The sequence below is a fragment of the Bacteroides caecimuris genome (genome assembly GCF_001688725.2).
In the GTDB taxonomy this organism is placed as follows: Bacteria; Bacteroidota; Bacteroidia; order Bacteroidales; family Bacteroidaceae; genus Bacteroides; species Bacteroides caecimuris.
In genome coordinates, this window is the sequence record NZ_CP015401.2 from 4,703,028 (window position 1) to 4,727,443 (window position 24,416).

Here is a 24,416-nt window from a genome sequence, read left to right on the forward strand (position 1 = left end):
TAATAGAATGAAGATAAAAATAGGATGGTTGTTCGTGACGGTGTTAGTGCTCACTTCGTGTGGGGGAACCCGTTCTATGCGTACAGCAAAAACAGCAGTGAAGGCGGATGCATCCTTTTTGGTAAAAGAGTCATTGCTTCCTGTTGAACAACAGCGTAAATATGACTATTTCTTTTTGGAAGCCATGCGGATGAAAGAAAAGAATGAGTATGATGCGGCATTTGGATTGTTGCAGCATTGTCTGGATATCAATTCGAACGCCTCTTCGGCGCTTTATGAAATATCGCAGTATTATATGTTCCTCCGCCAGGTGCCGCAAGGTCAGGCGGCTTTGGAGCAGGCGGTGGCTTATGCTCCTGATAATTTCTGGTATAGCCAGGGGCTGGTCGGCCTGTATCAGCAACAGAACGAGTTGGATAAGGCTGTAACGTTGCTTGAGAAAATGGTAACCCGTTTCCCGTTAAAGCAGGAGCCTTTGTTCAATCTGCTTGATATTTACAGTCGCCAGGAGAAATATAATGATGTCATTTCTACATTGAACCGTTTAGAGAAACGTTTGGGTAAGAATGAGCAGCTTTCTATGGAGAAATTCCGTATTTACCTTCAGATGAAAGATGATAAGAAGGCATTTCAGGAAATAGAAAGTCTGGTGCAGGAGTATCCGATGGATATGCGTTATCAGGTGATATTGGGAGATGTATATCTTCAGAATGGAAGAAAACAGGAAGCATACGATGCATATCAGAAGGTGCTGGCGGTAGAGCCCGACAATCCGATGGCTCTTTTTTCAATGGCTTCTTATTATGAACAGACCGGTCAGAAAGAGTTGTATCAACAGCAGCTGGATACTTTATTGCTGAATAAGAAGGTGGCTTCGGATACCAAAATCAGTGTTATGAGACAGGTGATTGTGGAAAACGAACAGTCGTCTGCCAAAGATAGCACTCAAGTGATTGCCTTGTTCGACCGGATGATGGAACAGGATATGGATGATCCGCAGATTCCGATGCTTTATTCTCAATACCTGTTGTCGAAAAATATGGAACAAGAGGCTGTGCCGGTACTGGAACAGGTGGTTAATCTGGATCCTGCCAATAAGGCGGCACGATTGATGCTGGTTAGTGCGGCAATGAAGAAGGAAGATCACAAGCAAATTATCAAAGTCTGTGAACCGGGTATTGAAGCCACTCCTGATGCGTTGGAACTTTATTATTATCTGGCTATTGCTTATCATCAGGCAGAACAGACGGATAGTGTATTGAGTGTTTGCAGCAGAGCATTGGAACATGTAACTGCCGATACCAGAAAAGAAGTCATTTCGGATTTCTATTCAATTATGGGAGATGTTTATCATACCAAGCAACAGATGGCGGAGGCATACGCTGCTTACGATTCGTCTTTGGTGTACAATCCTTCCAATATTGGTGCATTGAACAATTATGCTTATTATCTGTCTGTGGAACGTCGTGACTTGGACAAGGCGGAGGAGATGAGTTACAAAACGGTGAAAGCCGAACCTAATAATTCGACTTATCTCGATACTTATGCATGGATTCTTTTTGAAAAGGGAAACTATGCCGAAGCCCGTATCTATATTGATAATGCACTGAAGAATGACGGTGAGAAGAGTGATGTGATTGTGGAACATTGCGGAGATATTTATTTTATGACCGGTGATGTGGAAGGTGCGTTGAAATATTGGAAGAAGGCACTCGAAATGGGTAGCGAGTCGAAAACGTTGAAACGGAAAATAGAGAAGAAGAAATATATTGCGGAATGAAAAGAATCGTTTATCTACTGTTGTTGCTAGTGGTGTTGGCCGGCTGTAAGAGTTCGAAGCACTTGGTAACCTCGGAAACAAAGACTTCAACAAAGGTTCCGACATCCAGTTACCTGGCTTCCAAGCTTCAGTTGACTATTCCCAGCAAGAAGGGAAGCATGTCTGTAGGGGGAACCATGAAGATGAAAACTCATGAGCGAGTACAAGTCTCTTTATTGATGCCTATTCTGCGTACGGAAGTGGCACGTATAGAGGTTACTCCCGACGAAGTTTTATTGGTAGACAGGATGAATAAGCGCTTTGTTCGTGCCACTAAAGCCGAATTGAAAAATGTATTGTCGAAGAATGTGGAGTTTTCTCGTTTGGAAAAGATATTGATGGATGCCTCTCTTCCCGGTGGAAAGACAGAGCTGACAGGAAAAGATATAGGAATTCCTTCATTAGAAAAGGCTAAAGTCCAACTTTATGAATTCTCTACACAAGAGTTTGCAATGACTCCGACGGAATTGACGTCCAAATATCGTCAGGTTCCTTTGGAAGAATTAGTAAAAATGCTGGTAGCTTTATTATGATGAAACGTTTCTTTGTTATTCTAATCAGTTGCCTTTGGTTGGCAGTTCCTCTTTTCGCTCAATCGAACAAGTTGATTCGTGAGCTGGAAAGTAAACGCGGTGCACTGCAAAAACAGATTGCCGAATCGGAATCTATATTGAAGGATACAAAGAAAGATGTGGGAAGCCAGTTGAATAATCTGGCTGTGTTGACCGGTCAGATTGAAGAGCGAAAACGCTATATCATGGCTATCAACAATGATGTGGAGGCTATCCAGCATGAACTGGCTTCATTGGAGCTTCAGTTGCACGGGCTGGAGAAGGATTTGAAAGATAAAAAGAAGAAATATGAAGCTTCTGTCCAGTACTTGTATAAGAATAAGTCGATAGAGGAGAAGCTCATGTTTATTTTTTCGGCAAAGAATTTGGGGCAGACTTATCGGCGTATGCGGTACGTTCGTGAATATGCCACTTATCAACGCCTGCAAGGGGAAGAAATCCTGAAGAAACAGGATCAGATTCGCAAGAAGAAAGCGGAACTTCAACAGGTGAAAACTGCCAAAGAGAACCTGCTGCAAGAACGTGAGAGCGAAAAGGTGAAGTTGGAAGAGCAGGAAAAAGAGAAACGCACGTTAGTGGCTAATCTGCAAAAGAAACAGAAAGGATTGCAGAATGAGATTAATAAAAAACGCAGGGAAGCCAATCAGCTGAATGCCCGCATCGATAAATTAATTGCGGAAGAAATAGAGCGTGCGCAGGAAGAAGCTCGTCGTGAAGAGGCTGCCCGTAAGAAAGAGGAAAGTAAGGAGGGAAAATCTGCTGCAACAGAAACAGCCGCCAAATCGAAATCTCTTGAGGCTTATACCATGAGTAAGGCGGATCGGGAATTATCAGGTAACTTTGCCGCGAATCGCGGGAAATTGCCGATGCCTATATCCGGTGCTTATATTATCACCAGCCGTTACGGACAATATGCTGTAGAGGGGTTGCGCAACGTGAAACTGGATAACAAGGGTATTGATATCCAGGGAAAACCGGGTGCACAGGCGCGTGCCATCTTTGATGGGAAGGTGGCGGCTGTATTCCAATTGAATGGATTATTTAATGTTCTCATTCGTCATGGCAATTATATTTCTGTTTATTGCAATCTTTCTTCTGCATCCGTCAAAGCTGGTGATACGGTGGAGACGAAGCAATCCATCGGTCAGGTCTTTTCTGACGGTACGGATAATGGACGGACGGTATTGCACTTCCAGTTGCGTAGAGAGAAAGAAAAGTTGAACCCGGAACCTTGGCTAAACCGATAATTGAATAAAAAAAACACATAGAATGAAGTTAACTAAAATACTAATATGCTTACTGATCTTCTGGACCGGAACACTATCCGCGTCTCCTTATTTTTCGTTCAAGAAATATCAGGTAGAAGATGGATTGTCTCATAATACCGTGTGGTGCGCCCTTCAAGATAGTTATGGTTTTATCTGGCTGGGTACCAGTGACGGATTGAACCGTTATGACGGACGGGGCAATAAAGTGTACCGGAATGTTCTCAACGACAAATATTCATTAGAAAACAATTTTGTAGAAGCCTTAATAGAGGTGGACAAGAATCTCTGGGTTGGAACAAACTCTGGGCTTTATATTTATGACCGCGATACCGATCGTTTCTCTTACTTTGATAAAACGACGCAGTATAATGTATATATCAGCAGTGAGATTAAAAAGATTATTAAGACGGAAAATGGTCTTATCTGGATTGCGACTCTGGGACAGGGATTTTTTATTTATGATCCGAAAACGGGGGTGCTGACTCAAAATAGTGTTCAGACGTCTTTTGTCTGGGACCTCTGTCAGAGCGCTGATCGGAAGAGGGTCTATATATCTTCCTTACAGGAAGGGCTTTTGTGCTTTGACGAAAACGGCAAGTTTCTCCGGACGTATGAAATTTCATTAGATATAAATGCCTCCGATAGTTATAAGGTGAATTGTATTCAGAATATCGATGGAGACATTTGGATTGGTGCAGGAAGTAATCTGCTGAGTCGCTTGGATGAACAAACTGGAGCTATAGACAATTATAGTGGTTCGGCGTTTAATTTCGGAGCTGTTCATTGTTTATTGAAGTATACGGATAAAGAACTATTGGTAGGAACGGATAACGGGCTTTATCTGTTCGATCAAAATACAAACACATTCCAACGGGCGGATAATCCGGCGGATCCGAGAAGTTTGAGCGATCAGACCATCAATGGTATGATGTGGGATGCCGAAGGGGCTCTTTGGGTGTTGACCAATTTGGGTGGGATTAACTATATGTCCAAGCAGACTAAACGTTTTGATTATTATTCGCCTGCCTATCTGTCCGGATTGCCGGGAGCGGGGAAGGTCGTTGCTCCTTTTTGTGAGAATAAAGATGGGAATATCTGGATTGGAACCCAAAACGGTTTATATTTCTTTAATGTGGTAACCCGGGAGCTTTCTCCTTATCCAATCGGAGGACTTAATAATCAAAAATATGACATTCGTTCCTTGTTGTTGGACGGAGACCATTTATGGATCGGGACTTATGCCGGAGGAATCCGGGTTGTCAACTTGCGTACCGGAGCTGTGAAAGTTTATACTCATTCCCGTGGAATCCCTTATACGATTTGTAGCAACGACGTATTATGTTTTTATAGAGGGAGGAACGGAGATATTTACGTAGGAACGAGTTGGGGGTTATGTCGTTATGATGCCGCTAAAGATAACTTTATGCCCATCATAAATATTGGTTCTATGATTTCTATTACCGATATACATGAAGATATGTACAATCATCTCTGGATCGCTACTTCCGGTAGTGGCGTGTTCACCTACAATACGTTGAATGGTCATTATAAAAATTATCAGCACGAACGGGAAGATTCGACTACGATTACTTGCAATTCGGTCATTACTTTGTTTGAAGATGCGGAAGGAACGATGTGGTTTGGGACGAATGGGGGAGGATTGTGTTCTTTTGATGCTAAAGAGAAAAGATTCATAGAGTTTGACCCGCATAATACTTTATTACCAAACAAGGTTATTTATGCGATTGAGCAAGATCAGGAAGGTGATTTCTGGGTATCCAGTAACGCCGGAATTTTTAAGATTAATCCTGTTACAAAAGAACGTTTTCGCCAGTTTACGATTAATGACGGCTTGCAAGGGAATCAGTTTATAGCCCGGTCTTCATTGAAGTCATCCGAAGGCAAATTGTATTTTGGTGGGATCAATGGCTTTAATGTATTTCAGCCCGAACAGTTTGTAGATAACAAATATATTCCTCCGGTTTATGTGACCGATATCCAGTTGCCCTATCAGACCGATGAGCAAGAAGTAAAGAGGTTGCTTCAGTTGGACAAGCCTCTTTATATGGCGGATGAAGTGACTTTAGCTTATGAAAACAATAGCTTCTCCATCCGTTTTGTCGCTCTTAGTTTTGAAGATCCGGCAAAGAACCGATATTCTTACATACTTCGGGGAGTGGACAAGGAATGGATTATGAATACAAATAACAATCAGGTTTCTTACACCAATTTACCTCCCGGTGAGTATCTGTTCGAAGTCAGAGGCTCTAATAATGATCGCCGGTGGAACGAGAATATCACCACTTTAAAGGTGGTGATTACTCCTCCCTGGTGGCGTAGTACCTTTGCTTACTTTGTTTATGTCCTCATGTTGTTGGGATGGATCGGTTGGATGGCTTGGCGATGGAATCTTCGTGTTAAACGCAAGTATAAACGGCGGATGGAAAAATACCAGACTGCCAAGGAAAAGGAAGTTTATAAGTCGAAGATTAGCTTTTTCATTAATCTGGTACATGAGATACGTACTCCGCTTAGTCTGATACGGCTTCCTTTGGAGAAATTATTAGAGAAAGAACGTGAAGGAACAGATCTCAAGTATTTGTCCGTGATAGATAAGAATGTAAATTATCTGTTGGGGATTACTAATGAATTGCTTGATTTTCAGAAAATGGAGAGTGGTACGTTACATCTGAGTCTGAAAAAGAGTGATATTAAAGGACTTGTCGGTGACGTTTATAATCAGTTTACAAGTCCTGCTGAATTAAAAGGAATTGATTTGCAACTGATCGTGCCCGAGCAAGAGCTAGTGTCTATGGTGGATAGGGACAAATTAAGCAAGATCCTTGTCAATCTGATGGGAAATGCCATCAAATATGCTCATGCGCGTATTGACTTGAAACTGCTTGTCACTGATGGGGGATATGAGATACAAGTGAACGATGATGGTCCCGGAATCCCCAATGAACAGAAACAAAAGATATTTGAAGCTTTCTATCAATTTCCTGACGATAAGGTGGCTACAGCTGTAGGAACTGGCATCGGATTGGCTTTTGCGAAATCTTTGGCAGAAGCTCATCAGGGAGATTTGCGTCTGGAAGATAATATTGGAGGTGGTTCTTCGTTTATATTGTCTCTTCCGTTCAAAGAGTGGGAGACGGAAAAAACGGGTGATATGGTAGAAATACATTCGGAGGAACATGTGGAGGATACTGATACTATATCTTTGGGGGATTCAGGAAAGAAGTTTACGGTTTTGCTGGTTGAGGATAACGTTGAATTGCTGAATTTGACTCGTGAGTCGTTAGCGAAATGGTTCCGTGTGTTGAAGGCTTCCAACGGTCGTGAAGCACTTAAAGTGCTTGCAAAGGGAAATGTGGATATAATAGTGAGTGACGTAATGATGCCGGTGATGGATGGGATGGAACTTTGTGATAAAGTGAAGTCTGAAATCTCTTATTCACATATCCCAGTCATATTGTTGACAGCGAAAACCACTTTGGAGTCTAAAGTCGAAGGATTTGAATGTGGAGCGGATGTATATATTGAGAAACCATTTTCTGTTAAACAACTTCACATGCAGATCGAGAATCTGTTGAAGCTGAGACAGTCTTTCCATAAGTGGATGGCGAACTTGTCGGGAGATACGGTTGCTGTTTCGACAACGAACTTTGCAATGTCTCAAAAAGACTGTGAGTTTATAACGAAGATACAGAAAGTGATAGCCGAACAGTTGGCAGATGAAAACTTCTCGGTAGACGTTTTGGCTGAACAGATGAATATGAGCCGTTCTAATTTCTATCGGAAGATAAAGGCTCTGTCCAAAATGTCTCCTAATGATTATTTGAAGACACTTCGTATGAATAGAGCTGCTGAACTGATACTGAACGGTACCCGGATTTCAGAAGTAGCAGAGCAGGTAGGATTTACTTCTTCCTCTTATTTTGCGAAATGTTTTAAAGCGCAATATGGTGTACTGCCTAAGGAATATACAGGTCAGCCTCCGATTATTTCAGGTGAGGATTGATAAAGATGGGATAAGCATATAAAAAAGAGGCTGTCTAAAAAGTCGTTTCTATCCTCATTCTCCTCCTTCCGGAAGCTACCCTTTATACACATCTTTTAATCCTTACAAATTGGAATATTTAAAGGTGTTATTAGGAAAAAAATTAAATAATGACTATGCTTACCATGAATAGCCTTAATTAATTTAACTCTTTATGTACCTATTTCTTAGAAATATAGATGTGTATAAAGGGGAGCTTCCCGAAGGAGGGGTGTCCGAAGGACGAAGTTATATCGAACTTACGTTAAAATAATTAATCGATTACTTTTCTTAATCGAATGTTCTCTATTTCTTTTTCTGTCCCGGGTAAGGCTCTACCATACAACGTTTAGCCCATGTTTCGTAAGCCTTTGTCATTTCGGCTACTTTTTCAGGGTATTGTGCTGCTAGATTATGCATTTCGCTTCGGTCTTCATTCAGGTTGTATAATTCCCATTTAGCGTTTTCTCCCGGACGAACCAGTTTCCAGCCGTCATTAGAAAGAAATGCACGTTCATTGTAATGTTCGAATCCAAGGTAGTCATGTCCTTCACGATGTCCGGTCTTGAAGATAGGAACCAGGCTCTTGCCTTCCAATGGAATGATGTCATTTCCTTTATATTTGGTAGGGTAAGTGGCTCCTGCCATATCAATACAGGTAGCCATGATATCCATTACATGCCCGATTTCGGAAGTCGTTTTGCCGACATTCTTCTTGATACCTTTCGGCCAGTGGGCAATCATCGGAGTACAGATGCCTCCTTCATAAGATTTAGCTTTCCAAAAACGGAATGGCGTGTTGGCTACGTTTGCCCAGCGTGCTCCCAAAGAAGCGTATGTGGTTTGTGGACCAGGCATTACTTCCTTGTTGTGTGGATAGATTATTTTCTTCCCATCACGAGTCATGTCAGGACGGTCATTTTCTCCTGGAGAGTAATTTTGGCAATTTTCATTACTGCATCCGTTGTCAGAGAGGAATAAGATCAGCGTATTATCAAGTTGTCCGGTCTTTTCCAATGCATCGATAACTTGTCCTATACCCTGGTCCATACGATCGATCATGGCGGCATGAACGGCCATGGCACGTGCATCCCATTCTGCATGCACATTGTTTTCCCATTTGTCATTGAATTGTCTTTCAGAAAGGAAATTATCCATTCCTGGGAAAATTCCCAACTGCTTTTGACGTTCATAACGGGCGTTACGGATAGCTTCCCAACCTACTTTATAGGTGTCTTCGTATTTTTTAATGTCTTCAGGGAGTGCCTGTAGTGGCCAATGTGGTGCTGTATAAGCCAGGTACATAAAGAATGGTTTATCATCCTTTGCATACTCTTCCACTTCTTTTGCTGCACGATCCGAAAGTGCCTGTGTAATATAATATCCTTCCGGTACTTCTTTTACGGGTACTTCTCCTTCTACCAAACTGAATGGATCAAAATAATCTACCACTCCGTAAATGATTCCGTAATGGGAATCGAATCCACGATTAACCGGATAGTGACATAAGTCGGAGAATGTGTCATGAAAAACATGATGTGCCAGCCATTCGCGTTGATCCTTGCGTAGGGGAGTTTCAGCGACGTGCCATTTACCTACCATGCTGGTAGCATATCCCGATTCTTTCAATACTTCGGCGATAGTAACGGCATTGCGTGAGAGTGTTCCCCGGTAACCCGGAAGGTGATCATCAAAGGTCATACGTCCGATTCCTGCCTGATGTTGATAAAGTCCTGTCAACAGGGAAGCACGTGTCGGACAACTACGGCTGGTGTTATAGAAATGATTGAAACGTACTCCTTGTTTTGCCAGTTTGTCCAGATTAGGTGTGTGAATTTCACTACCGTAGCATCCCAGGTCAGAATAGCCTAGGTCATCTGCAAGGATTACCAGGATATTGGGCCTTTGATCGGATTTTTTCCCTTTTGCCTCTGCTGCAGAATGTCCAACAACCATCAAAGTGGTTGGTAATAGTAAGAATTTAGAATTCATAAATTTAATGTTGGTTTATAATTTGTTTTTCACTGTATTACTCTTTTCCTTTGTCTTTGTTTTCCTCAAACCATTTGCATACTTTCTTGCTCAACTTTGCAACCAAATCAGGATGCTCATTTGCGATATTATTCTTTTCGAACTTATCCTTTTCCATATCATATAGTTGCGCATCGCTTCCGTCACCGTTCACTAATAATTTCCACTTTCCGCTACGTATAGCTAAATGGGGACTTCTGTCATAAGGGTTTCCTGGAAAGCCAAAATGTTTGTTTCGTCCGAAGTCCCACATTAAATCGGTCTTGCGTTGGGCTTCCGATTTACCGAGAAGAACTTTTGAGTAGTTCTGCCCATCGCCTTTGTAGCCTTTTTCTGTTTTGATTCCGGCTATAGAACACAAAGTCGGATATAAATCTACTGCGCATAATACAGACTCGTTATTTACCTGTCCGGCTTTAATTTTCTTTGGATATCTAACGATGAACGGCATACGGATCCCACCTTCATAAAGGCTATTTTTAGTTCCTCTCAAATAAGCGGAACGTACAGATTTAAAGCTGGGTGCAGGACCATTGTCGCTAGTGAAAATAATGATTGTATTTTCTCCCACTCCCAACTCATCCAGGGCTTTGATGAAACGTCCGAGTTGTTTGTCCATTTCTGCAAGTACAGGAGCAAATGCTTCTTGTGTTTCCCAGCTTTTTCTTTCCCTTTGTTTGAACTCCGGTACCCAAGGGGTATGCATATCATCCGGCCATAGATTCAGGAAAAAAGGTTCGTCTTTGTGCTTTTTTACAAATTCAATACTTTTATCTACAAAGTATTCGGTACGTCTCCAACGCTTTACACTGTCTTTATCCGACCATATCCACTTGGTTGCAGTGATTGCCAGATCCGGATCCGGACTTTCGTAGGTTGATATGTATTCGTCAAAACCGTAATTCTTAATAGAAGGAGCATTGTGCACGTCACGTCCGCCTCCCATGTGCCATTTTCCGATATGTCCTGTGGAGTAGCCTGCATTTTGGAAGGCACGTGCCATTGAAGGCAACTTATCATCAAGGAAATTACGTTGTTCGCATCTTTTATTCGCGGCTTTGTCATTCAGGAAAGTGTTGATTCCCACTTCAAGAGGAAAGAGGCCTGTGGTTAATCCACAGCGGGATGGAGAACTAACCGGTGCAGAAGAGTAATATTGGTTGAATAATAGTCCGTCTTGTGCCAACTTGTCAATATTGGGAGTAGGAACGAATTTACCTCCATAACAGCCTATGTCACCGATACCCATATCATCGATATAGATAATTACTACATTAGGTTTTGTTTCTGCTTGTGTGTTAGCAATGGGGAGTAGGGCTCCCAACCAAGGCAAATGTCTTCTCAATTTCATAATTATTGTGATTTAATTAACTTTAGTTTTTCATAATGACTTTTCGCAAAAGTAGGAAAGAATCTGGAGAAGTAAGGACAAAAACTATTCAATAAAGGACAAAATATGGTAGAATGATAGTTTTTCCGGTCGATAGCATCCGTATGTCACAGTTGTGCTAACCTGCTGGCACAACTGTGCTTTTTTGAACGTACGTTCTTTAATGATTATCCAAAGCTAAATCCATGCGAGTAACTCCTTCCAGTAAAGATGCACCACTAGCTTGCGCTCCCATGGAGGCAACACCCCCGCTGAATTTTTCTCCCCAATAATAGCTGCAATACATTTCCGGATAAGCTCCTCTGTTTAGATTGGCACTCAACACATCTGCATTTTTTCTCAAGAAGAGGATTAAGTTTTGCCTGATTGTGTTGTCTGCATCCTTGTCCAATGCTAAGTTTACCGCATAAGGAATAAAGACCGCTTTAAAAATACTGCCCATACTAAGTTTTCTTAGTTATTTAGTTTATTATCAGATGCGTATAGTTGATATGTCTTGTTTTTGTGTTGTAATTAGTAGGTTTTTCTGGTATTTTGGGGGTCTATAAAAATGATTTATTTCTTGGATTTGGGTATTCCAGATTTTTTCAACGAATTCTACTCTTAGAATAAAAAATCAACAATTCATATATGCCAAAGAAATAATATATCCCCCAAATGCAGTTTCAGGAAGCTTACATAAGATTGAACAAAAGATATGATATATTAGTGGCGATTTAATGCAGACTAAAATGATTCCATCCATTCACTTGACCAGCAGATGTTTTTATATCTCTATCTCCATTATAAATCGCGAAACATTGCTCCGTTGGAGTATTGGATAATTTAGCCCATTTTGAGATACCTTTAAAGAAATCCGGTGAATAAGTTGCTCCTGATTTGATTTCATAGGCATATTGTTTTCCGCCAATCATTCTTAATAAGTCAACCTCATTGCCAGTACTATCGCGCCAAAATGATAATCCCGGTTCGATACCTCTATTGTAGGATTCTTTTACAAATTCATTGATGACAAGATTTTCAAACAATCCTCCACGTAAAAAATGAGTGGTTATTTGTTCTGCATTTTGTATGTCAAGTAAGGAACAAGCTAGCCCTGTATCATAAAAATATAACTTAGGAGTTTTTACCAATCGTTTGGCATAATTGTTATAATCTGGTTTCAGTAAATAACAGATATAACTTGCTTCTAATATAGATAACCAGTTAGTAGCTGCTGTGACAGAAATTCCACTTTCATTTGCTAATGATGAAAGATTTAATAATTGCCCTATGCGGCCTGCACATAATTTGAGGAATTTAATAAATTTACTTAGATCCCCAATATTACGTAATAATCTCACATCTCTTTCTACATATGTTTGTATATAGAAAGGATAATAATCATCCGGATTTATAGCTTTATCATAAATACGTGGATAAGCTCCCTTAAAGATTTCTTCATTTACACTGGATGGCAATATTTCTCCTTTTTCCATTTCATAATGCGAAAACGGTAGTAGCTTGAGTACTGCCGTACGTCCAGCTAATGATTGATTCACACTTTCCATTAATAAGAAGTTATGAGAACCAGCCAGCATATACATACCTTCTTTATTCTCTTTATCGGTATGCGTTTGAATATAAGAGAAAAGTGACGGAACTCTTTGAACTTCATCGATAATTGTTTTATTCGGGTAGGTGGAAAGAAATCCTCTCGGATCATCTGTGGCAAATAGTCTCATATCAGGATCTTCCAAAGACACATACTCATAGTCCTGAAAAGAATTTCTTAATAATGTTGATTTTCCAGATTGTCTAGGTCCTGTCAATGTGACAATCGGATATTTATTTGCCATTTCAATTAGCTTGGATTTCAATATTCGTTCTATCATTGCTGTTCTTATTTTACTATTTGCAAATTTAATCTTTAAAAGTGAATTTGCAAAGTATCCTCCGTTTTTTTAACTTTATCTGAAAGATGTGAAGGTGGACTATATTATCGGGAAGATTAGCGCACTTGCAATCCTGCTATATTGACTATAAAAATGAGAGACCCATTGGCAGAGTCAAATATGCGCTAATTTAATTCCGCCAACGGGTAACTGAAATATGATTCTATTTAAGTCTGAATACTTTTGAATAAATTCCTTGATCAGACCCTTTGGGCCACAGACAAATACGTCCAAATAGTGTTCCTCTTTTTAAGGCTGTTTGGAACATACTATTATTAGTATAATCTTTGGTAGTAAAACTATATATCTTACCAGTCTCGTCGTATTGTGTCAAATTTTCAGTTTCGTCATAACGATCTACATTATGTTCAGCATCACTCAAGAATTGTGTGGTACTTAACAACATAATCATACGATCAATTCCAGTACCTGCTATTTTATTTACTTTAAAGGAAGCATCAACTTTATTACCATTCAGAGCTATTTTTGCATCTTCTATCAAGTAATAAGGAGTTACTTCAACATCTTGTGTAGCAAGTCCATTTAATTTTATCTCTATAGTATCGCGTCCCTCATCGCTCCAAGGTCCATTGCCTGCTTTTGTTATTAATTGATATTGTCCATCAAAGATACAAATAGAGAATTCTCCATCTTGGTTCACAAAGACTTCTACAGGATCGTGCTTTTGATACCCACGTTGGTATAACTGCAATTTGACTGCTTCATTGCCACGTAATTGTAAAGCTTCCCCTTTATAAACCACACGGCCTTTTATAAAAGAAGTCGGTTCGTCATAATTATCTTTGCTACAGCTTATTAATGCAAAAATAGACAATATGACTATTGAATATATTTTAAATATTGTTTTCATCTTCATTGTTTCTTATTGGGTTACTGATAAGGATTCTTCACTAACTTTGGATTATTGTTAATCCAGCCGTTATCAATTTCTGAATAATATTGTGCATCTGTACATTTTAAGGGACGGCGCCATAAATCTAACTTTTGCATATCTTTTTCAATAAATACCCATTTGCCATCGTTAGGATCACCTGAAGCAACCACTTTGAATGGCCATAGTCCTAAGCGTTGTGAAGTTCTTGCAGTTGGTTCACCAGTCCATATTTTGCTAGCTTCCATCCAGCGTTTCAGGTCCCACCATCGATTACCTTCAAATGCAAATTCTACTCGGTACTCATGCATGATTTTCTCATGATCAATTGTATTTAATGACGAGATTCCAGCCCGATTACGAACGGCATTAATATACTTCAGTGCATCTGTATCAGTATTATCCCGTGATAACTCCCAGCTAGCTTCAGAGGCAATTAGATAAGCCTCTGCTATGCGGAAATAAACATTCCACATTTCGGAACCACGCCCAATAGTACCTGCTGAAGGTGTAGCATCCAGATATTTACGTACATAGAAACCTGTACGGTTTATTTCGCGATCATTACCACCAAAAGGACCATTATTTGCTGTAATCAACCTGCCATCCTCGTCATAAGAATTACGCGCTCCAGTCACTTCAGACCATAAACCATTTTCTTTTCGCAGTTGTCCAGCTTGTAATTCAATAACCTTACTGTCAAAAGTTGCTCCAGGTACAATAATAGATCCCATTAGACGTGGATCACGTTCCATGAATAATTCTGTTGGTTCGGCAAAGAATTTCGGATTTTCAGGGGTACCAATTTCAAATGGTATACTTGTTCCTTTTTGTTCTTCCGTGGCATTAAGTGGTTCAAAAGCCTCAACTAGATTTAGTAAAACAGATAAACGGTCGCTTCCAGTATCTTGTTCTATACTTTTGGGTAAATTTCCTTTGGTGAACTGATGTGTTTGTCCTGGAGAGACATAATCACGACACCAAATAACTTCTGTATTACCATCTTTTTGGCATACAGCTTTATAGAAATTGTCAGCATATGCTTTGTGAGTTTGCTCTGATGCTAGCATGAGCTTGTACGGTCCATTTTCTATAACATCTTTTGCAGCGGCCAATGCTATTTTATAGTATTCTTGGGCTTTGGAAAACGGTATACCTACTTCTCCACCACTCGTGCGCAACTGCGGATGTGCCTCGGCAGTATTATAAGTAGCTAATGAAGCTGCAGTTAAAGCAGCACGAGCTTCCAGCATTTTTGCTACCCAATAATTGGCACGTGCAGAATTCTTGTTAGTGTCTTTGGTCAACATTTTGGCGGCTTCCTGACATTCTGAAATAACATAATCGTATAAATCAGCTTCAGTAGAACGAGGTATCTGCAGAGTTGTGATATCCATACCTGGAGTGTAATTGAATATCTCATCATTTATTATAGGTACACCGCCTAAAGTACGTCCCATACAAAAATAGAGCCATGCACGGATATAGCGTACTTCACCTATATAAGCAGTTTTTGTCGCATCATCTACAGCGTTTGAAGGTTTGATACCCGCTAAGAACTGATTAAGGTCGTGTACTAAAGTATAGTCATATGTACGCCATTTGTTTCTATTCACATTTTCATCGCTATTTGTGTCGAAATGAATAACTTCGTCCAGCATTGTCCATTGATCCCAGTCATCAATACGCTGTCCAATTGTTACGCGTCCATAAAAATTAGCCAATACGGATTTAACCAATGTAGGGTCTCCAAAAGTTTGATCTTGGGTTAATAAGGTATCGGGCTTTGTATCCAAGAAACCACTACAACTACCCAATGACAGCATCGTGGCAGTCATTACTGCATATAAATATTTCTTTTTCATTGTTTCTTAAAATTTTAGGTTTACGCCAATGTTTATTACTCGCATCGGAGGGTAATCCAAGCCGTTGTCAGAAGCACATTCCGGATCCATTACAGACAAATTGGATAGAGTCAGTAAGTTGGTGCCTGAGACAAACAGCCTTAAATTACTGATACCGGTTCTGTTTAACCATGTTTTGGGGAATGTGTAACCGAATTCCAAATTGCGTAACTTTAGATAAGTTACATTATGTAACCAATATGAGCTTTTATCGTATGCGCTGGTTTCATCCGAATTCAGACGCACCATGGGGTATTTACCGGCGATTAACGGACTGTCGGCATCCCATATATCAGATAAATGCCATGCATCCTTCAATACTTCATCGGGGCTGTTACCGTCGTTTTGGAACGGACGTGCCGTTTCCCAACATTGATTCCATGATGTCATACCGGAGCCTGTCCAGTCCATCGATAAATCGAACCCTTTCCATGAAGCGGCAAGGTTAATACCGAAATTCAGGGTAGGAGTGCTGTCCACACGATATCCGATGGGACGTTCATCCAGATAATTGATCACGCCGTCATTGTTTTGGTCCTTATACATAATGTCTCCCGGAACTACCGTACGATTTCCTTTTCTGTCATTGTCAATCGGATAGTTGGCAATCTGTTCCCAACTGTCAAAACGGCCGACAGCTTCATATCCCCAGTTCACATATCCTACACGATGCCAGATACTGTTGCGGTATTCATCCCACGAATTACTAAAGCGCGGCTTATACTGTTCCCAATCCCAGAAGCGTGAATAGGTGATATTACCCCCAACACTGTAATTGAAATCATTGATATGATCCGTCCACATGATAGAAGCGTCAAAACCTTTGTGCATATCCGATCTTAGATTTTCCTTTGGAAGACTGAAACCGACTTCGTTCGGTATTAACACATCATAGCGAGATTCAGGGATTCCATCACGTACACGACGGAAATAGTCGAATTGTACATTCAAGCGATTGTTGAGAAAACCTAAATCCACACCGATATCCAGAATCTTGGCTGTCATCCAGGATAGTGTTTGGTTAGGCAGTCCGCGGGTTGAAGTACCTACTACCCAGTTGCCGTCAATTACCGCACCACCACTGTTGTAATTATAGCCTGGCAGGTAGTCGAAAGCTGAATAATTGGAAACGGCATCATCACCCACTTCACCGTATGAACCACGTAGCTTTAAGTTAGTTACAATCTCGCCAATCTTGTTCTCTTTCCAAAAGTTCTCTTCAGAAACACGCCAGCCTAAAGATGCCGATGGGAAAAAGCCCCAGCGATTGTCCGGACGGAATTTCCATGATCCGTCCCAGCGGGCTATCAATTCAACCAGATATTTGTCTGCATAACTGTAATTTACACGTCCCAAATATCCCATACGCGCTTCTGTTCTATTTCCATCATCATTAAACTCCTGAATTTCTTTCAGACGAATCAAATCCATAGCATTAGAGACTGGTGTAGAATGAATCCACATTCTAGGACGTTTACGCTGACTTGCCTCAAACCCAGCTACAGCAACAACCGCATGTTTCCCAAATTTGCGGTCAAAGTTTAACTGAAAGTTTGAAAATTGGTCCTCTACTTTCTCACGGTTGCGTTCACGATAAGGATTTGACATACGATTGGTTACATAGTAATTATCTGTTTGTTCATTATATCCGTATAATTCATAAGTGAACTCTTGGTTATCCAATTCGTTATAGGCATAATAATACCCTAACATTCCTTTGAATTTTAATCCTTTCAGAATTTCATATTCGGCACTACCGTTCATTTGAATTACGCGCCATACATCCGATACCTTTCCAGTAGTCTCATAATTCAAAATAGCAAAGTTTGTTTCCGGTTGGTCGGATACCAATTGTGGGTACTTCGGATTATCATTGGCAAATGGGCGTTTAGTCGGTTGGTTTTTCATTGTTGCGAAACGAGGCAACCATGTATCATCCCCTCCCGGTACACCAGGGTGACGACGATCTTCAATACGTCCGTTCATACTTGCACCCACCTTAAGACGTTCATTCACGTTCATCTCGATATTCATCTGCGCGTTTGTACGACGAAATCCGCCATAATTGCGAATAGTTGCATCTTGATTAATATGGGATACCGCTACATAATAGTTTGCCTTATCCGTACCTCCGGAGAAATTGGTATTGATATAATATTGCGGAGCGCTTACCCAAATATAGTCTTCCCAATCCCATCCTTGGTATTTAGGCTCCGCACCGTTCATCCATTTTTCATATTCTTCTTTGCTATAACGACGAGAGTCACCGCTGCGTCCGGAGAATGTTTCTGCTGTTACATATGCATGAACATAATCTTTCACATTGGCCGGACTGATAAATTTGGAGTTTTTCTGCCAACCATAATAAGCGTTAACAGAAACCGTATTTTTAGAATTACGACTACCTTTTTTAGTAGTAACAACCACTACTCCATTCGCTGCACGTACCCCATACAAAGCAGCTGATGCATCTTTCAATACAGATATAGATTCGATATCATTGAAATCCATCTGACTAAATTGTCCAGTATCTGAAATAATACCATCAATTACAAATAACGGAGTACCCATATTACGGATTTGCAAAGCTGTTTCAGCACCAGGACGCCCATCTTGTTGACGAGTATTTACACCTGCAATCTTACCAACTAAGGCACCACCTGCAGTGACTGCAGAGGAGCGGGCAATATCTTCGGATTTAACTGAAGAAACAGCACCTGTCAATGTTGCTTTCTTTTGTGACATACCGAAACCTGTTATAACAACTTCATCTAGAACTTGTGTATCTTCTTGTAAGGTTATAGTAATTTGCCTCGCCTCTCCCACAGTGACATGCTGTGTCTGATAACCGATAAAGGAAATTTCCAATTTTGTTTTGGGAGCTACATTCAGAGAAAATTCACCGTTTATATCAGTGATTGTACCAGCAGTTCCCCCGACTTCCTTTACATTGACTCCTATTAATGGTTCGCCATTGGCATCAATAACAGTACCTTTTATAAAACGTTGTTGCTGGGTAGGGTTTACTATTAGTGTATTTTCATTTTTGGTATTAGTAGCATGAGTATAACTACTAGGTAATAATGAAAATGCAGTCACATAGAGTGGGATACCCCACATCTTGTTAAGGCTTAAAAACCAAAACACTTGTTTTTTTCTTTTCATCGCAAATTAATTTTATCATCTGTATTATACTTTAAAGAATCAGTACAATGCAGATGGAAGTTTAAAATATGTTGAATAATTTCACTGCGCATTTAATTGTATCAATTTGGAATGATTATTTGTCCTATTGTTTGTTCAGCACTTTATCCATCAACACCTGCATCCAGTATCCTCCGATCACCGAGCGTGCCTTGAATCCTACCCATTTGCCACTGTCCGTATGATGCCAGTCGCTGATTGGCACGCGTGACACCGTTTCATTGATATACTTATAGAGAGGGTCTACGAATTTTTCAAAAGTAGCTTGATCCGGAGACATGGCTGCCGTCCACATGATCCAGTCGGATTTAGTATATTCTTTGCGGGAATCCAGCGGCAATCCGTAAGGATTCTGCTTGGTCAGATAATAATTGATCTCTTTGCCGATCACATTGTTGGGGAACAGGTTCAGATTCCACAACTTGTCCCAGACCATATTGTACTTCTGGCTCCAAGTATTCTTGCGGTCGAAAGCCAAACGGTAATGATCGCCTTCATTTGCCATTTCTTCCCATTTCATCGCCATTTTTCGGGCTATGGCTGCATATTTGTCCGCCACATCGTCCAGCCCGAGCATGCGTGCCATTTCGCTGTATCCGGCTACGCCCATAATAGCTTTTACGGAAAGATTGGCATTGTGTGCCCAGTGGCCGGCGAAGTCGTCCGTGCAAAGTTGGTTCTCCGGGTCCTGCCCATACTCTACTAAGTAATTGGTCCATGTTGTCAGAATATCCCAATATTTCTTGGCATAATCCGCATTGCCTTCAATCTTGGCAATAGCCGCTGCCAGAATCACCATGTTACCGCTTTCTTCAACTGGCATGTCGCCACCATAAACTTGTCCATTGGCGATAGGATAAGTACCTAAGTCGTGTGCAGCGAAAGGCTTGTTCCAACGACCGCTGGCACTGTATTCGAAAATACTGGTCATCATTGCTTTTTCCAAGTCAGGATTGTAGATCAAGAATAGAGGAGCAGACGGGTAAGTCAGATCGACTGTATTGATACAACCATTACTGTTATTCTCCTTAGAGAACCACATCAGATTACCTTCCTTATCCGTAAACAACTTATGTGCAGAGATCACCTGGCGATAGGATGCAGAACAGATTTCCGCATATTTCTTGCCACCCGCTTTTTCCGCATCACTATAAATCAATTCATCAAGTGCGCGGCAACGTTCCATAATAGACTGATAGTTGTCTCTTAATCTTTCGAAAGCATCAAAAATAGTCACTTTGCCATCATGTTTCCAGTAGCCCATGCGCTTTTCATACATGTACTCAATGGAATAAATATCGTCATAACCGATCATCATGAAACCGTCCTTACCATCTTTTGTAACAGTTTCCAAATTATGAACATAAGCCATGGCAGGAATATTTTCCTCTTTACGGGTAATCCATTTGGTATTACTTGAAGCTAATGTTCCGTTTTTAACAAAAGATTCTTTCATTCCACTGTAGTCGCCCAAGCTTACAGACTTTCCGGCTCCATTCACACTACCCAGATACACATATCCCCAATCACCGCAAATCAAGTCACCTCTACGGTCACATATCGGCTGATCGATCGTACCTGCTTCTACATAACTGATACCGTTTTTCGATAATGTACGCGCGATAGTAGGCTGTGTAGTCTCATTCACAGCTAGTTCCGGAGTAGTTTCCATATAGAACTGCACGTCATGCTCTTTTTTATCAAGAGAACGTACCCGATAAGATATATAGTTAATCGGAGTTGACAACAGATCCAAATCATCGATCAATTGAGGTGCTGTAAATACAACATCTAATTCGACCGGTCCACAAGTGAATGTATAATAAGTAGAAGTTGCCAACACGTCTACAGACTTTTGTATGGCTTCATTATCAAATGTAACCGCATCTTTCTTCTCCCGGTATAGCCCAAAATCCACATAAGAGCCTCCGGTTGTATTATGACAGTGCGCCGCTATTACATTTTTTCCGTTACGCAGTTTCTTCTTCGCTTCATCTGTCAGTTTCAGATTTACATTATCCCTCCATACAAGATCTGTAGCAACCAGTTTTTCTCCGTTCAAATACAGTTCGAACACATCATCATGGGAATAAATAAGGTGAATATTCTCCGTTGCATCCAAATCATTGAGTTCAAATGTACGGCGAATATAAATATCTGTATCATTACCTTTCCATTCTGTGTGAACACGCGGCATGTCATGACTACCAAAAGCAGCTTTACCTTTTTTCCAACTGCTATCATCAAACTGGAGTTCCTGCCATCCGTTTGCAGGCTGGCTATTAGTATATGCCGCCTCCCAACGTTCTACATTTGTCATGGGTGCAATAGGCAATAACGTCACTTTATCTTTACCTAGAAAGCGATATACTTTACCGTCTACACGCAAAGCTCCAACCAAGGGTTTCTTAGCTGCAGTCCAGTGTTCAGTACTTCCTTCCGTTAATTTGTCATAAGGAGACCAAATGGAAAAGTGAGGATCTGAGACAACGATAGGTACTGATGGAGTACGCAACGCTACCTCTTTTACAGGTTTAAATAAGTTGTCGGTTTGAGCATTTGCGAATAAACCGACCGAAAAGGCCATTACTGTTAGTAGTTTCTTCATAAATATTTTTAAATTAATCTACAATTTTAAGGTTATCCATCTACAATCTTGTTTACCTTTAAAGAAAACAAACCCTACGTTTTCTTTTATTGTTCTTTTTACCTTCTTACTATTATCTCTTAAATACAATTTTACCTTTTTTATCGCTATACCTAGATAATATATTAAATCAGTACTGTCGAATATTGATCATAGTGTTTTATATGCAACGCTGCAAAATAATAGAATAAATGCTAAATATAAGGAAAATCTATGTTCAAGAAAGGACAAAATCTGTTCTTTTTTCATGTTTCGTAAGAAGTTATAGCTTTTAGCGACGAGATATTGCTCATTTCGGATGGCTTTTGTAACTTTGCAATACGAATGCAATACAGTTTTACTATCGCAAAATATACTCCATACATTAAACCTAAGTACGTCACTCGAGAGGGGACTACTGTCCTTTATGTTCGATATAACTACAATCGAACTAAGCGTACGCTTATCTCTACTGGATACAGTATCAAACCGGAACACTGGGATTCCAAGAAGAGGTGGATTAAGCGTGCTTGTCCACACTACGATGAGATTGATGCTTGCTTGATTAGAATCACATCCAAACTTGGAGAAATTCTTACATACGCTAAAATAAACGGAATAAGCCCAACTGTGGAATTTGTTTTACTTGAACTTAAAAAGAACAGGGAATATGAGTTACGTCCTAATCGGGTAGATATATTTGACGCATTAGAAAGATATATTGTAGAAAAAACTCCAGTTGTTTCGGCAGACCAAATAAAAGACTACCGAACGCTTCGCAAACATCTGATCGCTTTTAAGGAACATTCGTCGCAACCAATTGCTTTTCATAATTTGAACCTTATATTCTACAATGAATTGATGGATTATTTATTTTATAAGGTTATAAAGCCCGATGGGAGTGTTGGCTTGCTTACTAATTCTGCTGGGAAAATCGTACGTTTGTTAAAGGGATTTGTTAATTATCAAATAGATAAAGGGGTTATTCCTCCAATGGACTTGAAGCATTTTAAGGTCGTAGAAGAAGAGACCGATGCTATTTATTTAAGTGAAAAGGAACTTTCAATAATACACAAGTTAGACTTGTCAGATGATAAGCAATTGGAAGAGATTAGAGATGTTTTTATTACCGGGTGTTTTACAGGACTACGATATAGTGATCTCTCAACATTAAGTCCCGAACATATTGACTTAGATAATGAGATTATAAATCTCAAACAGAGAAAAGTGCATAAAGCTGTCATCATTCCTATGATCGATTATGTACCGGAAATACTCAAGAAATACAATTATGATTTACCTAAAATCCCTAGATATATATTCAACGAAAGAGTTAAAGAATTAGGGCGAAGAGCAAAACTAAAACAGAAAATCGAAGTTGTGCGTAAAAAAGGAAAAGAACGGGAAAAGAGAGTCTATGAAAAATGGGAGATGATCTCTTCTCATACTTGTCGACGATCGTTTTGCACAAATATGTATTTATCCGGTTTTCCTGCCGGAGAACTTATGCGCATATCCGGGCATAAAAGTCCATCTGCATTCATGCGATATATAAAGGTAGATAATCTTCAGGCTGCAAAAAGACTAAAAGAACTTCGAGCCAGACTTGCCAAATAAAAATAAAGTAATTTATCAAGGGATACTTCATACCTTTAAAAGAGGTCAGTCATTGAACCAAACAATCGTATCAAATTCTAATTTCAATCGGTGCGGAAATGAATGAAATGTTTAGGTAAAGAATTCAAGCACTAAATTTACTCATCAACTCTGTAGAAAATAACATCTCCGAGTGCATAGATTAATTCGAAGGACTATAGTCTTTCTTTCGAAGAACTATAGTCCTTCGAAAGAGAAACTATAGTCAACCTTGTGTTTGACTATAGTCAAACGAATTAATTAATGTATCCGGAGTGATTATATTTAGCATAAACCTAGCCTAGTTATAGCACAAAGAAGGAATAATTATAATCCGTAAAAATGAGTTAGCTCATTAACTATAATTTATCCATAACTGGTAGGTAACAAATGAAAATTCCGGTATGGTTACTTGGATTTACAACACAAAGACAATATGAACAGTAAATAAATGTTTGATTTGCAAATATTTAAATGTAATCAAATTAGTATGGGCAGGACCCGGAGAACCAACTTTGCACGGACGACTTCGCCGGCCACTGGGCACACAATGCCAATCTTTCCGTAAAAGCTATTATGGGCGTAGCCGGATACAGCGAAATGGCACGCATGCTCAGGCTGGACGATGTGGCGGACAAATATGCAGCCATAGCCCGAAAAATGGCGATGAAATGGGAAGAAATGGCAAATGAAGGCGATCATTACCGTTTGGCTTTCGACCGCAAGAATACTTGGAGCCAGAAGTACAATATGGTCTGGGACAAGTTGTGGAATCTGAACCTGTTCCCCAACAATGTGATCGGCAAAGAGATCAACTATTATCTGACCAAGCAGAATCCTTACGGATTGCCGCTGGATTCCCGCAAAGAGTATACTAAATCCGACTGGATCATGTGGACGGCAGCCATGTCTCCGGATCAGGCTACTTTTGAAAAATTCGTAGCTCCCCTCTATAAGTATATCAATGAAACGGTGTCACGCGTGCCACTCAGCGACTGGCATCACACGGACAGCGGAAAATGGGTAGGATTCAAGGCACGCTCGGTGATTGGAGGATACTGGATGCAGGTATTGATGGATAAAACTCGATAAGACACCT

At 40.3% G+C, this 24,416-nt stretch carries 13 protein-coding genes and 1 pseudogene; 6 read left to right on the forward strand and 8 right to left on the reverse strand.

Annotated elements, in window-relative coordinates:
• Nucleotides 1–7: 7 nt before the first annotated feature.
• From A4V03_RS20085 to A4V03_RS20100, 4 genes are read left to right on the forward strand one after another with little or no spacing between them, the layout of a single operon-like run.
• Nucleotides 8–1,780, forward strand: coding sequence for a tetratricopeptide repeat protein (locus tag A4V03_RS20085; protein ID WP_065540136.1), 1,773 nt, complete (start codon nt 8–10; stop codon nt 1,778–1,780).
• A complete protein-coding gene (locus A4V03_RS20090; RefSeq protein ID WP_065540137.1) occupies nt 1,777–2,352 on the forward strand; it encodes a DUF4292 domain-containing protein in 576 nt (191 codons plus the stop codon). Before A4V03_RS20085 ends, A4V03_RS20090 begins: the two co-directional genes overlap by 4 nt.
• Nucleotides 2,349–3,638: a murein hydrolase activator EnvC family protein gene (locus tag A4V03_RS20095; protein WP_065540138.1), complete on the forward strand. Its 1,290-nt coding sequence runs from the start codon at nt 2,349–2,351 to the stop codon at nt 3,636–3,638. Before A4V03_RS20090 ends, A4V03_RS20095 begins: the two co-directional genes overlap by 4 nt.
• Before the next feature lie 22 nt (nt 3,639–3,660).
• Nucleotides 3,661–7,683, forward strand: coding sequence for a hybrid sensor histidine kinase/response regulator transcription factor (locus tag A4V03_RS20100; protein WP_065540139.1), 4,023 nt, complete (start codon nt 3,661–3,663; stop codon nt 7,681–7,683).
• A 324-nt stretch (nt 7,684–8,007) separates the two neighbouring features.
• Here the strand turns inward: A4V03_RS20100 and A4V03_RS20105 are convergent, their stop codons facing one another.
• From A4V03_RS20105 to A4V03_RS20140, 8 genes are all read right to left on the reverse strand, one after another.
• The gene (locus A4V03_RS20105; protein ID WP_065540140.1) at nt 8,008–9,693 is read right to left on the reverse strand and encodes an arylsulfatase; all 1,686 of its coding nucleotides are present in this window, start codon (nt 9,691–9,693) and stop codon (nt 8,008–8,010) included.
• A 37-nt stretch (nt 9,694–9,730) separates the two neighbouring features.
• Complete coding sequence (locus A4V03_RS20110; protein WP_065540141.1) at nt 9,731–11,083, reverse strand: sulfatase family protein; 1,353 nt, start codon at nt 11,081–11,083, stop codon at nt 9,731–9,733.
• A 199-nt stretch (nt 11,084–11,282) separates the two neighbouring features.
• A complete protein-coding gene (locus A4V03_RS20115) occupies nt 11,283–11,564 on the reverse strand; it encodes a hypothetical protein (protein WP_065540142.1) in 282 nt (93 codons plus the stop codon).
• A 274-nt stretch (nt 11,565–11,838) separates the two neighbouring features.
• The gene (locus A4V03_RS20120) at nt 11,839–12,996 is read right to left on the reverse strand and encodes an ATP-binding protein (protein ID WP_065540143.1); all 1,158 of its coding nucleotides are present in this window, start codon (nt 12,994–12,996) and stop codon (nt 11,839–11,841) included.
• Between the two features lie 223 nt (nt 12,997–13,219).
• Nucleotides 13,220–13,927, reverse strand: a complete 708-nt coding sequence (locus A4V03_RS20125; protein ID WP_065540523.1) for a DUF3823 domain-containing protein — start codon at nt 13,925–13,927, stop codon at nt 13,220–13,222.
• Between the two features lie 20 nt (nt 13,928–13,947).
• Nucleotides 13,948–15,813, reverse strand: coding sequence for a RagB/SusD family nutrient uptake outer membrane protein (locus A4V03_RS20130; protein ID WP_065540144.1), 1,866 nt, complete (start codon nt 15,811–15,813; stop codon nt 13,948–13,950).
• 6 nt (nt 15,814–15,819) lie between these two features.
• Complete coding sequence (locus A4V03_RS20135) at nt 15,820–19,017, reverse strand: SusC/RagA family TonB-linked outer membrane protein (RefSeq protein ID WP_065540145.1); 3,198 nt, start codon at nt 19,015–19,017, stop codon at nt 15,820–15,822.
• Nucleotides 19,018–19,141: 124 nt separating this feature from the next.
• The gene (locus tag A4V03_RS20140; protein ID WP_065540146.1) at nt 19,142–21,664 is read right to left on the reverse strand and encodes a glutaminase family protein; all 2,523 of its coding nucleotides are present in this window, start codon (nt 21,662–21,664) and stop codon (nt 19,142–19,144) included.
• Between the two features lie 363 nt (nt 21,665–22,027).
• Here A4V03_RS20140 and A4V03_RS20145 point away from each other — a divergent pair, with 363 nt between their 5' ends.
• Complete coding sequence (locus tag A4V03_RS20145; RefSeq protein WP_236588695.1) at nt 22,028–23,299, forward strand: site-specific integrase; 1,272 nt, start codon at nt 22,028–22,030, stop codon at nt 23,297–23,299.
• A 507-nt stretch (nt 23,300–23,806) separates the two neighbouring features.
• Nucleotides 23,807–24,409: pseudogene (locus tag A4V03_RS20150) on the forward strand (DUF1793 domain-containing protein); the annotation flags it as partial.
• Between the last annotated feature and the right edge of the window lie 7 nt (nt 24,410–24,416).

What these genes read in the sequence shown, in the direction of transcription:
- A4V03_RS20085 (WP_065540136.1), top strand. Translation starts at nt 8, where the DNA reads ATGAAGATAAAAATAGGATGGTTGTTCGTGACGGTGTTAGTGCTCACT.
- A4V03_RS20090 (WP_065540137.1), top strand. Translation starts at nt 1,777, where the DNA reads ATGAAAAGAATCGTTTATCTACTGTTGTTGCTAGTGGTGTTGGCCGGC.
- A4V03_RS20095 (WP_065540138.1), top strand. Translation starts at nt 2,349, where the DNA reads ATGATGAAACGTTTCTTTGTTATTCTAATCAGTTGCCTTTGGTTGGCA.
- A4V03_RS20100 (WP_065540139.1), top strand. Translation starts at nt 3,661, where the DNA reads ATGAAGTTAACTAAAATACTAATATGCTTACTGATCTTCTGGACCGGA.
- A4V03_RS20105 (WP_065540140.1), bottom strand. Translation starts at nt 9,693, where the DNA reads ATGAATTCTAAATTCTTACTATTACCAACCACTTTGATGGTTGTTGGA.
- A4V03_RS20110 (WP_065540141.1), bottom strand. Translation starts at nt 11,083, where the DNA reads ATGAAATTGAGAAGACATTTGCCTTGGTTGGGAGCCCTACTCCCCATT.
- A4V03_RS20115 (WP_065540142.1), bottom strand. Translation starts at nt 11,564, where the DNA reads ATGGGCAGTATTTTTAAAGCGGTCTTTATTCCTTATGCGGTAAACTTA.
- A4V03_RS20120 (WP_065540143.1), bottom strand. Translation starts at nt 12,996, where the DNA reads ATGATAGAACGAATATTGAAATCCAAGCTAATTGAAATGGCAAATAAA.
- A4V03_RS20125 (WP_065540523.1), bottom strand. Translation starts at nt 13,927, where the DNA reads ATGAAAACAATATTTAAAATATATTCAATAGTCATATTGTCTATTTTT.
- A4V03_RS20130 (WP_065540144.1), bottom strand. Translation starts at nt 15,813, where the DNA reads ATGAAAAAGAAATATTTATATGCAGTAATGACTGCCACGATGCTGTCA.
- A4V03_RS20135 (WP_065540145.1), bottom strand. Translation starts at nt 19,017, where the DNA reads ATGAAAAGAAAAAAACAAGTGTTTTGGTTTTTAAGCCTTAACAAGATG.
- A4V03_RS20140 (WP_065540146.1), bottom strand. Translation starts at nt 21,664, where the DNA reads ATGAAGAAACTACTAACAGTAATGGCCTTTTCGGTCGGTTTATTCGCA.
- A4V03_RS20145 (WP_236588695.1), top strand. Translation starts at nt 22,028, where the DNA reads ATGCAATACAGTTTTACTATCGCAAAATATACTCCATACATTAAACCT.